This window comes from Protofrankia sp. Cj3 (genome assembly GCF_917627355.1).
Lineage (GTDB): Bacteria > Actinomycetota > Actinomycetes > Frankiales > Frankiaceae > Protofrankia.
In genome coordinates this window covers 1-11,174 of sequence record NZ_CAKJTR010000156.1, presented here as the reverse complement: position 1 = coordinate 11,174, position 11,174 = coordinate 1, and the positions used below count along the sequence as shown (strand labels likewise).

Annotated in this window: 10 protein-coding genes; 2 read left to right on the top strand and 8 right to left on the bottom strand. The window is 68.2% G+C overall.

The window, feature by feature from the left end; genetic code table 11:
• The 6 genes from MJ783_RS18075 to MJ783_RS18050 form a co-directional block, all read right to left on the bottom strand.
• The coding region (locus MJ783_RS18075; protein WP_239311832.1) for a DNRLRE domain-containing protein at nt 1-2,085 on the bottom strand (2,085 nt) is incomplete at its 3' end.
• Nucleotides 2,086-2,617: 532 nt separating this feature from the next.
• Nucleotides 2,618-3,280 (bottom strand): endonuclease NucS, encoded by a 663-nt coding sequence (nucS, locus tag MJ783_RS18070; RefSeq protein ID WP_239311830.1) that lies wholly within the window; start codon nt 3,278-3,280, stop codon nt 2,618-2,620.
• 242 nt (nt 3,281-3,522) lie between these two features.
• Nucleotides 3,523-4,095 carry an HD domain-containing protein gene (locus tag MJ783_RS18065; RefSeq protein ID WP_239311834.1) on the bottom strand — a complete coding sequence of 191 codons (573 nt, stop codon included), beginning with the start codon at nt 4,093-4,095 and terminating at the stop codon, nt 3,523-3,525.
• Between the two features lie 77 nt (nt 4,096-4,172).
• Nucleotides 4,173-6,188, bottom strand: coding sequence for a protein meaA (locus MJ783_RS18060; RefSeq protein WP_239311828.1), 2,016 nt, complete (start codon nt 6,186-6,188; stop codon nt 4,173-4,175).
• A gap of 54 nt (nt 6,189-6,242) precedes the next feature.
• On the bottom strand, nt 6,243-6,749 hold the full coding sequence (locus MJ783_RS18055; protein WP_239311826.1) for a hypothetical protein: 507 nt from the start codon (nt 6,747-6,749) through the stop codon (nt 6,243-6,245).
• 200 nt (nt 6,750-6,949) lie between these two features.
• A complete protein-coding gene (locus MJ783_RS18050; protein WP_239311824.1) occupies nt 6,950-7,294 on the bottom strand; it encodes an STAS domain-containing protein in 345 nt (114 codons plus the stop codon).
• A 396-nt stretch (nt 7,295-7,690) separates the two neighbouring features.
• Between MJ783_RS18050 and MJ783_RS18045 the strand changes: the two genes are divergently transcribed.
• A complete protein-coding gene (locus MJ783_RS18045) occupies nt 7,691-8,074 on the top strand; it encodes a hypothetical protein (RefSeq protein ID WP_239311822.1) in 384 nt (127 codons plus the stop codon).
• 241 nt (nt 8,075-8,315) lie between these two features.
• On the opposite strand, the gene murA is transcribed toward MJ783_RS18045, so the two are convergent.
• Entirely contained in the window at nt 8,316-9,602 is a 1,287-nt protein-coding gene (gene murA, locus MJ783_RS18040) for a UDP-N-acetylglucosamine 1-carboxyvinyltransferase (RefSeq protein ID WP_239311820.1), read from the bottom strand.
• A gap of 158 nt (nt 9,603-9,760) precedes the next feature.
• On the opposite strand from murA, the gene MJ783_RS18035 reads away from it, so the two are divergent.
• On the top strand, nt 9,761-10,333 hold the full coding sequence (locus MJ783_RS18035; protein ID WP_239311818.1) for a cob(I)yrinic acid a,c-diamide adenosyltransferase: 573 nt from the start codon (nt 9,761-9,763) through the stop codon (nt 10,331-10,333).
• 234 nt (nt 10,334-10,567) lie between these two features.
• Here the strand turns inward: MJ783_RS18035 and MJ783_RS18030 are convergent, their stop codons facing one another.
• Nucleotides 10,568-10,834 carry a F0F1 ATP synthase subunit epsilon gene (locus MJ783_RS18030; protein ID WP_239311816.1) on the bottom strand — a complete coding sequence of 89 codons (267 nt, stop codon included), beginning with the start codon at nt 10,832-10,834 and terminating at the stop codon, nt 10,568-10,570.
• Nucleotides 10,835-11,174: the final 340 nt, after the last annotated feature.

Here is an 11,174-nt window from a genome sequence, read left to right as displayed (position 1 = left end):
GAAGTTGAGGTTCACCCCCTGACCCGGATAGTTGTCCGGGTCATTACCCGTCAGCGTCAACGTCGGCGTCAGCGAGTACACCGCCGCGCCATTCATGGGCGATGCCGAGGTCACCACCGGCGCCACGTTCGGCACGATCAACCCCTGCGAAAGGGTCGGTACCCCCTCGTCGTAGAACCAGGTGGTACCCCAGTTCACCATGTCCCACCGCAACGTGTACGTCCCCGGCGCCAACGGATTCACCGTCGTCAACAAATCGATTGTCTGACCCGGATTCACCGTCGTCGGCAGCTGCGTCGCGTACCCCTGATGCACCAGCTCGGTCGTGTTCGACGCGTCATACACGTGATACGACAGCATGTAGTTGCTGTTCGCCCCCCACGCGTCCCGGCCGGTGTTCGTCAACCGGACCCAGACCTTGCCCTGCTGGTTGTTCGTGAGCGGCTGATCCCACACCGGACTACCCGACGGATAGCTGTACTGCGCACCGTACGGCGTCCACGTGATCGACATCTGCGGCCGGTTCGCCGCCGTGGCGGTGTTATTCGACAGGAACTTCTTCCACGCATAATTATCCGTCGTACTCGCCCGGACCGACGTCCCCGTGTTCGTCTTCCGCCCGTGCGTCCAGTCATCCACCAGCGCGGTCAACCGCGGATCGCTGAAGGAACCCCAGTTCGCCGGGCACGACGACGAATACCCGTAGGCGAAACTGCTCTGCGCGACCTCCGGGCCGATCGCCGCCCCCGGCCACAGCATCGTCGTGCCATCCCAGGACTGGTTCACCTCGTACAGGCTCACCGGCCGCGCCGTACACGACCACGACCAGCTGTTCACCAGCGAAACGGTCACGCCCAGGACGTTGACCTGGTTCACCGCCGCCGTGCCCTGCCAGTTGATATAACCGTAATTGACGTCCCCGCCGCCGTTGTACGTCCCGACGTGAATGTCGTCCAACGTGTTGTAATGCGAATTCGGATACGCCGACGACACGTAGGTGTCGTCCGCCCACGCCTGCAACACCTCGACCGACGGGTCGACCTTGACCGGGAACACCCGCGCCGGATCGGACAGCCACCCGGCATCCAGATCCACCTGCAACGCCGCCCGGCCATCCGCGGCGGTCACCAGCGAGTAGACGACACCCTCCGAATACGCCCCGCTGCCCACATGCGGATCAACCGCGGCATCCTCCATCGACCCCCGCGGAATCACCGCCTTCACCGCACCCGCGCCGTCAGCGAGGGAGATCTGCTGGGACTTCCCGTCCAGCGTCGCGGTCAGGCCGTGCAACTCCAACGGGAACGTCCACCGCGTCGGGGCGTCCACCGCGCGCAGGACCAGCGTCTCCTTCAACCCCGACAACGTCCCCGCCAGCCACACATCCGACGACTGCCGCACATCCGCGTACGAGGCCGTCGCCCCCTCAACCGTGGCCGCGGCCGGGCCCGCGCCGGCGATCCCGAACGACACCGACGCGCCGCCGGTAACCTGCACCGTCGCCAACCGGGGATCATCCGCGGTGTCCGCGATGTCCGCGGCGTGTTCGACCGCCGCCACCCGGTGCCGCCCCCCACCCGCCGCCACCAGGGCCGTGTCGATGTCGACCAGCTTCCCGCCGGCGTTGGTGAACCGCTTCGGCACCGAATACACCTGGGTGGTGTGAGTCCCGTCGGGATTGCTGTACTCGTCGCTCCACACCGTCCGCCGCTCGGGCAGCTCGACTTGGCCCGGCTGCGGTTCACGTGCCACCGGCGCAATCGCCGGGGTCACCGTCGCCGCCGCACCGAAACGCGCCACACCCGCGGACGGATCCGGTTTCGCCAGGTCGACCGGACGCGGCGCCTCCTGTGCCGTGGTCGCCACCGCCCCCGCCACCGCCGGGACCACCGCACGGGCCTTGTCCGCCGCCGGTGCCTTCCCCGACTGGGACTGCGCCGTGGGCACCTGCGTGTCACGGCCCGCCGCACTGCCGTTCGAGCTCTGCGGCAACGCCACCGTCCGGAACGGATTCACCAACGGCGCCGGCCCGCCCGTACCGCCCCCGACTATCCGCAGCATCACCAGCCCGGTCAGCACCAGCACCGGTACCAACCCGAATGAGATAGCCGCCAACACCCGCCGAGACACCCGGCGAGAGAGCGTCCGGAGACGAGCGGCAGAAAGCCGGCCACGCATGAATAAACTCCAAAGATCTGACGGCAAAAACCTACATGAGCCCACGCCGACGGACAGCACCGGACAACAGCGCGGCCCGACAAGAAAACCCGGAGTGACCCGCACGCCCAGATGAACGCGCGGCAAACAGCACGAACAGAACGACCAGCACACCGCAGACAGCTCACCGCGGGTATGTCGAGTTTTTTGGCGGTGAGATCAGGGCATGTTCCGAAAGCTGGCTGTCCGGCTCTCTGATCGAACGACGGCTCCCGGAAGACGCCTAACGGGCAGCCGGCCGCTACCCGGACGCAAGATTAGTATTTATGCCTGGTACAGGTGGATTCACGTCGCGCAGCATTGCACACGAACCATCGCGGAGTCGAGCTGTTCAACGGCGGCCGCAACAATAGTTCGTTCGTTGTTCTTGGCGGGTGTCGCTATCGACTGCGTTGGAAAATCAGAACAGGGTCGGGATCGCGGGCGCCAGTCCGCGCAGGGCGTCGTAGTCGACGGTGACACAGCCCAGACCGCGGTCCGCGGCAAGCAACCGCGCCTGCGGGGTGATCGACTGCGCGACCAGGATCCCGCGCACCGGATGCGGCAGGAACGGGTCCGCCTCCAACCGGGCAAGATAGCGGGTCAGCTGCTCGACGCCGTCGATCTCGCCCCTGCGCTTCACCTCGACAGCGACACTCCCACCGTCGGTGTCGCGACAAAGCAGATCGACCGGACCGATGCCAGTCTCGTACTCCCGGCGCACCAGGGTGAGGCCGGCGCGGATGGCATCCGGCCGCTCGGCGAGCAGTACCTGCAGGTGCGCCTCCACGCCGTCCTTCTGCAAACCCGGGTCCACGCCGAGATCGTGCGACGAGTCATGCATGATCTCTTCGAGGGTGATGACGAGCTGTTCGTCCGCTCGGTTGGTCACCCGCCAGACGCCGTCCGCCTCGGCGATCACGCACGGCGGGCTCATCCAGTTCAGCGGCTTGTAGGCCCGCCCGTCCGCATGGATGGACACCGACCCGTCGGCCTTCACCAGCAGCAGGCGAACAGCGCTGGGCAGGTGTGCGGTCAGCCGGCCCACATAGTCGACGCTGCACCTGGCAATCACAAGACGCACAGCCCCGGACGCTATCGTGCCGCGACCTCGCCACCTACACCCGCTTAGAGCGCCCGGCAATAGGGACGCGGCGTCGCGGGGCTGGGGCACGCACCTCGCTGTGTTGTCGTCGGTCACCACCCAACACCAGGGTGGCTCCCTCCGCCGCCTTGCGATGCACGCACCCCAGCCCCGCTCCTTGATCCACGCCCCTATTGCCGGGCGCTCTTACCTGTCCACGGTGCGTCCCTGCCCCATCCGTCCTATCCCATCCGTGCCCAGTCCGCCTTGCGCCCGGCGACAAGATCGTCGAGTAGCCGGACACGGTCAGCGTAACGTCGCGTGTAGCGGTCCGCCTGATCCCGCGGCAGCCTCGCCAGCCGCGCCGGGTTGCTGTTGTCGGCCATGTCCGCGCGTTTCACCACGACCGCCAGGTCGTTGCCGGCTACCCGGGTGAGATAGTCAGGTACCGGCTCCCCGTCGCGGTGGGTCAGCGCGTCGACCGCGGCGACGACCTCGGGCGGATAACCGAGGGCGGCAAGGTCCGCCAGGGTGACATCGGTGTCCTCGACGACGTCGTGCAGCACCGCGGCCAACCGGGCGTGGTACGGGTCGACAGCGGCCCGCTCCGCGGCGGCACCGACAGCGTCCATCACCCGCAGCGGGTGGCCGATGTAGTCATCACCGATCTTGTCGAGCTGGCCGGCATGGGCGCGGGTGGCCAGCTCGACGGCGTCCCGCAGGGAAACGGGGGGCGCGGCCGGCCCGCTGCTGTCCTCGGCCCGTCCGGCGCCCCGCGCCGACGCGCGTTGGGGATGGGTGCCCTCGTCAGCCATCACCCTCTGGACGCTACGCGGCCCCGGGCGGCCCCGCACCACCTGTCCGGGTCTCTGGGAGGCCGGCTCAGGCCGGCTCAGGCCAGGCCATTCGCGGCGCGGACGACGTCCACGACCCCAGCCATGATTTCGGTGAGACCGTAGTCCTTCGGTGTGTAGACCGCGGCCACGCCGAGCGCCCTGAGACGCTCGGCGTCCGCGGGCGGGATGATGCCGCCGACGATGACGGGTACGTCACCGATCCCGGCTGCCCGCATCCCGTCAAGGACCTGGGGCACCAGCTCCAGGTGGGAGCCGGACAGCACCGACAAGCCCACGACGTGCACGTCCTCCTCCACCGCGGCGGCGACGATCTGCGCCGGTGTCAGCCGGATGCCCTGGTAGACGACTTCAAAGCCGGCGTCGCGGGCGCGTACGGCGATCTGCTCGGCACCGTTGGAATGCCCGTCCAGGCCCGGCTTGCCGACGAGGAACTTCAGTCTGCGGCCCAGTTCCCGCCCGGTCTCGGCGACCCTGTCCCGCACGCCGGCAAGCTCGGCGCCGCCAGCGTGTACCGCGGCGCCGGACACACCTGTCGGAGCCCGGTACTCACCGAAGGTGTCGCGCAGGGTACCGGCCCACTCCCCCGTGGTGACTCCGGCACGGGCGCAGACCAGCGTTGCGGCCATCAGGTTCGTGTCGGTCTTCGCCGCGTCCCGCAGGCCCCGCAGGGCATCGTCCACGGCGCGCGCGTCACGATCGGCCCGCCAGGTCGCGATGTCGGCACGGGCAGCCTCCGCCACCGCCGGGTCCACTGTCTGGACCGCCGCAGTCAGGTCGGCGAGCAGCGGATTCGGCTCGGTGGCGGTGAAGCTGTTCACACCGACCACCACGTCCTCGCCGGACTCGATGCGCATCCGCCGGTTCGCCTGCGAAGCGACGAGCTGGGACTTCATATAGCCGCTCTCGACCGCGGCCACCGCGCCGCCCATCGCCTGTACCTTGTCGATCTCCTTCTGCGCGGCTCCGACCAGCTCAGCCACCCGCCGTTCGACGACAACCGAGCCCTCGAAGAGATCGTCGTACTCCAACAGGTCGGTCTCGTGCGCAAGGATCTGCTGGATACGCAGCGACCACTGCTGGTCCCAGGGCCGGGGCAGGCCGAGGGCCTCGTTCCAGGCCGGTAGTTGCAGAGCCCGGCAGCGGGCGTCCTTCGACAGCGTCACGCCAAGGGCTTCCAGCACGATCCGGATAACGTTGTTCTCCGGCTGCGCCTCGGTCAGGCCCAGGGAGTTGACCTGGACGCCGTAGCGGAACCGCCGGTGACTGGGGTCGGTAACCCCGTAGCGGGTCCGCAGCAACGTGTCCCACAGTTCGACGAACGCCCGCATCTTGCACATTTCCTCAACGAAGCGGACGCCGGCGTTGACAAAGAACGACATCCGGGCGCAGAGCTCGCCGGTGCGTTCGGCCGGCACCTGCCCGGAGGCGACCACGGCGTCGAGCACGGCGATGGCCGTGCACATCGAGTAGGCGATCTCCTGAACGGGGGTGGCACCGGCCTCCTGCAGGTGATAGCTGCAGACATTGATCGGATTCCATTTGGGGATCTCGGTCACCGTGTAGGCGATCATATCGGTGATCAGCCGTAGCGACGGCGCCGGCGGAAACACGTACGTCCCGCGCGAGAGGTACTCCTTGATGATGTCATTCTGGGTCGTGCCGGTGAGTTTCGCCGGGTCCGCGCCCTGTTCCTCAGCGACGACCTGGTAGAGGGCGAGCAGCCACATGGCTGTCGCGTTAATCGTCATCGAGGTGTTCATCTGGCCCAGCGGGATGTCATGGAACAGCGCGCGCATGTCGCCGACATGCGCGATCGGCACACCCACCTTGCCGACCTCGCCGCGGGCGAGCTCGTGATCGGGGTCATAACCGGTCTGGGTCGGCAGGTCGAACGCGACCGACAGGCCCGTCTGCCCCTTGGCCAGGTTCCGGCGGTAAAGCGCGTTGGTTTCCGCCGGATTGGAGTGACCGGCATAGGTCCGAATGATCCATGGTCGGTCCCGCCGCGGACTGGCCTGCTCGGACTGCTCTCGCCGCACCGTATTGGCCATCGCCATACCCTCCCGGAGGCTCATCCGATGACCGGAGCCTACCGGGAGGTAATGTCACGCGCCCGAACAGAGACCTGGACGCCCCCGCCAGGCCGTGAAAAGAACGGGCGGCAACCTGTCACAGGCGCCCGGCCCCTCCACGAGCTGCATCCAGGGGCCGCCGCCGGTCCGCTTCCACACGTGCGGGTTGGGCGGCGCCGAGGCTACGCCGGCCACCTGCGCCAGGCCGACGGCCCAGTACTCGTCGAACGTGCTGTCGCGGCCTTCCAGCGCACCGTAGAAGAGCTTTCCCGGCGGGATGACGACGTCCGCGGTCGTGACGTTCCCGGCGCCATTCTCGCGCAGGTCATAGGCAAGACTCGCGCTGAAGGCACGGCGATCCTGCTCCCGTACCCGCATCTGGTGGGCTGTCCCCGGCAGGCGGCTGCCCTCCCAGGTGGGCGGGTCCAACGCCGGCTGCAGCTCGGACGGTGGCGCGGCGGTCGCCGGGGCGACCAGCGGGACGGTCCTGGCACGAGGCGCGGTCACCAGACCGATAACCACGCCCAGCACGATCGCCACCGCGAACGCACCGACGATGAGCCCTGTACGGCGCTGGTCAACGGACTGGGCATCACCTCGCCGGTATACCGGACCGCCTGTTGGACCCAATCGCTGCGCATCGACGTCGAGCATTTCCCTCCCCGGCCACAGCCATCATCCCACGACCGAACGCAACCTCATGGAGCTGGGGACCACAGTGAACCAGCGGGCTGTCCGCATCAGGCATGCCCCACGTGCGGCAGGTCGGCGTCCTCAGCCCGCAGGATGCGCCCGAGGCGGTTGGCCGCCAGCAGCTTTCCCAGCGCCATGGGAACCTCGACCAGGAGCATCGACCGCCCGGACCGGCGCGCCCGCAGCGCCCCGCCGAGCAGGACGCCGAGACCCGCATGGTCGGCCAGCTCCAGGCCGGACACGTTCACCCGCAACTGCCCGGTTCCGCTGTCGATCGCAGCATGCAGCCGCAGCCGCAGATCACCGACGGTGCGTACATCGACCCGACCAGCCAGCCGCACGGTCTGGATCTCCATACGTCCCCCGTCGAGAAGCATCGCGTTCTCACCCATCAGGCCTCCCGTCCCCCCTGGCTCATGCCCTGACCGATCGGGCATCCCCGGCGGCCAGGAGTTGTCGGACACAGCCGGAACGCGCTGTTGATTCCTTCCGGTGCCCTGCCGAGAACCGCTGCCACAGCGGCCCCCGGCGACAGGCCAGTATCCATAGTCGCAGAGTGGCGATACGGATGCGCAGGTGTGCGATCCACCTGGGCGTTCCGGTGAACAGGACGGAAAAGACTGCGCACAGGACTATGTACAGGACGGAAACACCGGCCGAGGCAATCATGACCACGCGGCGGGCCCAGAACTGCGACGCGGGCCACGCATGAACGCCTGCGCGGAGCCGGCCGCGCTGAGACGATGAGATCCGTCCGGCCCGCCGGCTCGGACAGCAGGGAGGTGACGGTGCCACTGAACAGCCTGCACTACACGATCGGCCCAGCCATCGCCGTCGCCGCCACCGCCATGCTTGTGGCGGTGTGCCGATGGGTATTCGCACCGAACCGGACGCGTGGCAATAAATACATCGCAAAAAGTTACGGCGACTTCGGAATGCTGGTACCCGTGGCGACGCTCCGTACATCAACCGAAGCGGCCCGGCTGCGCCAGCTCCTCCGTCAACACGGGATACGGTCCACGTCAGGCGCGGCGCCGCCTGGCCCGATTCAGGTGAACGCCGACGGCAACATCCGCCGCCACTACGTCTCCGGTTGGCACGTCATGGTGTTCCCTGAGGACTCCATGCGGGCACGTGCCGTGGTTGCGGGCACTGACCGCGACTGGGCCTGAGAGCGACCCGGCGCCAGGGGCGCGGCGTCGTGGGGCTGCGGCGCACATCTCGCGCTGTTGTCGCCGGTCACCACCCAGTATCAGGATGGCTCGCCCCGCCGCCGTGCGGGCCACTTTTCGACCATCGCCCACATCGACCAACACCCATCAGGCACCCCTGACGGCGGCCCGGCGGCTGCCCGAGAGTGCCGGCCCGGCCCAGCCTCCGGCCGATGCTGTCCCGGCGCGTCATGGCTACCGATCAACCAGTACGCCACGCCGCGTCCGCGGCCGGTTCCCGCCGAATATCCGCGCCCAGCGCCCGCAGCTGCTCGACGAAGTCGCTGTAACCGCGGTCAATATGGTGAACCTCGCTGACGCTTGTCATTCCGTCAGCCATCAGACCAGCCAGCACCAGCCCGGCCCCGGCTCGGACGTCCGAAGCCACCACATGCGTGCCGACCAGGCGGTCGGCACGGCGGACAATGACGTGGTGGCCGTCGGTGCGTAGCTCCGCGCCGAGCTTCAGCAGCTCCCGGCAGAACACGAAACGGCTTTCGAAAACATTCTCGGTGATGAGGGAGACCCCTTCGCTGACCGCCTCCAGCGCGATGGTCTGCGGTAGAAGATCCGTCGGGAACCCCGGATACGGCAGGGTGACCACGTCGATCGACCGTGGCGGCCGGTCCGCGACGACGCGGAAGCCGTCAGGGCGGACATCCACGGCGGCGCCCGCCGCGGACAGCTTGTCGAGCACGATATCGAGATGATCGGCGCGCCCGCCCCGGACAAGTACGTCCCCGCCCGTCATCAGTGCGCCGATGGCGAAGGTTCCGGCCACGATCCGATCCGCGACCGTGCTGTGTGTGGTCGGGCGGAGCCCATCGACACCGTCGATCACCAGCGTGGACGTGCCCGCGCCGTCGATCTCCGCGCCCATCGCCGTCAGCATCGCGCAGAGATCGGTGATCTCGGGCTCACGGGCAGCATTATCGATCACGGTCGTGCCCTTGGCCAGCACACCGGCCATCAGCAGGTTCTCGGTGGCGCCAACGCTGGGGAAGTCCAGCCAGATGGACGCTCCCTGCAGCCGGCCGGCCGACCGGGCCATGAGGATGCCCGCTTCGACATCAATCATGGCCCCGAGCTTGGCCAGACCGTTGACATGCATGTCGAGAGCACGGGTACCGATCGCGTCCCCACCGGGGAGCGCGACTCGCGCCTCACCGCAGCGGGCGACCAACGGGCCCAGCACGACGACGGATGCCCGGATGCGGCGGACGAGGTCGCTGTCAGCCGCCGCGCCGGGCCGGGCTGGCACGTCGATCGACAGCAGGCCGTCGCGGTGATCCCGATCGACAGTCGCCCCGAGCGCCCGCAGCACGTCGGCCATGACCGTGACATCGAGGATGTCAGGCACGGCACGAAGAGTTGTCCGGCCATGGGCCAGCAGGCTCGCGGCCATCAGTTTGAGCACGGAGTTCTTCGCTCCGGGGACATCAACCTCGCCGACAAGCCGAGACCCGCCCCTGACCACGAAGCGTTCCACGGGAGTCGATGCTATGGCCTCGGCAGCCACCCGTCAGCGCGGACCGGCCGGTAGGGCAAGGCCCATCCGGCACACAGGGCCGCCGGCCGGCGCCCAACCATGAACCGGTGGACACGGCAGCGAACCGGTGGACACGGCAACGGCATAGTGTGACCGGCATGGCCATCCACCTGACCCGGATCTACACCCGCACCGGCGACGACGGGACCACCGCGCTCGGTGACATGTCCCGGGTCCGCAAGACCGACCCGCGGCTGTCAGCCTATGCCGACGTCGACGAGGCCAACGCCGCCATCGGCATGGCGCTGGCCTTCGGCGGGCTCACCGAGGAGATCCAGGCGCTGCTCGCCCGGGTGCAGAACGACCTGTTCGACGTCGGCGCGGATCTGTGCACGCCGGTCGTGGAAAAACCGGGCTTCCCGCCGCTGCGGGTCACCGCCGTGTATGTGGAACAGCTGGAGAAGGCCTGCGACCGGTTCAACGAGAACCTTCCGAAGCTGGACTCGTTCATCCTGCCCGGAGGTACGGCCGGTGCCGCCCTGTTGCACGTGGCACGGACAGTCACCCGCCGCGCGGAACGGTCCGTCTGGGCGCTGCTGGAATCCGACCCGGAGCATACCGGCGTGCTGCCCGCCCGTTACCTTAACCGGCTGTCCGACCTGCTGTTCATCCTCGCCCGGGTCGCCAATCCCGGCGGGGACGTGCGGTGGGAACCGGGCGCCAACCGCTGACGGCGCCGCGGCTAAGAGCGCCCGAGGATAGGACTGTCCGGCTCACGGCTCCCCGCATCCCGCCCGGCCGCGTTGTCCTCAGTCGGCGCCCACCACCAGGGCGCCTTCCTCCGCCGCCTTGCCGGACCGGGCGCGGATAAGCCGCTCACTGATCGAACGCCCTATCCTCAGGCGCTCCAAAGCGCGGCGCGACGATGGCTTTTCGCGCCGCCGGTCGCCCCGGCGCCAGCGGGGTCAGTCCGTGCCCGCCAAGAGCGCGTGTTCGGCGAGGATGCTGACACCCTGTTTGGTCACGGAGAGGAATCCGCCGTCGACCTCCACGGTCAGTGTGCTGTCGCCGGTCTTGACCCGCACCTGCCCGCCCTCGACAAGCACCCCGAGCAGCGGGACGTGCCCGGCGAGCACACCGAGCTCACCTTCCGTGGTCCGTGCGACGACCATGTCGGCCTCCCCTGACCATACTTCCTTCTCCGGCGAGACGATCGCCACCCGCATCGGCATCGCGCTGCCGTCCTTCCCGCTGTCGTCGGCCCTCGACCCCGCGGATCGCGGAAGCCGTGCAGTTGGTGAATCCGGTCGTTCATCGGGAACACGACCGGCCCGGCTCCGACCGCTATCGGGGAAACCGGCAAGGCCGAAGACCGCGCGATCATGATTTTCACGCGCGGCCAGCGACCCGGAAGCCTCGGTACCAGAAGGCCTCGGTACTAGAGCTCCTTCGCTTTCTTCTCCGCGTCCTCGATCCCGCCACACATGAAGAACGCCTGTTCCGGGAGGTGGTCGTAGTCGCCTTCGGTCAGCTTCTTGAAGGACTTGATCGTATCTTCGAGCGGGACGAACT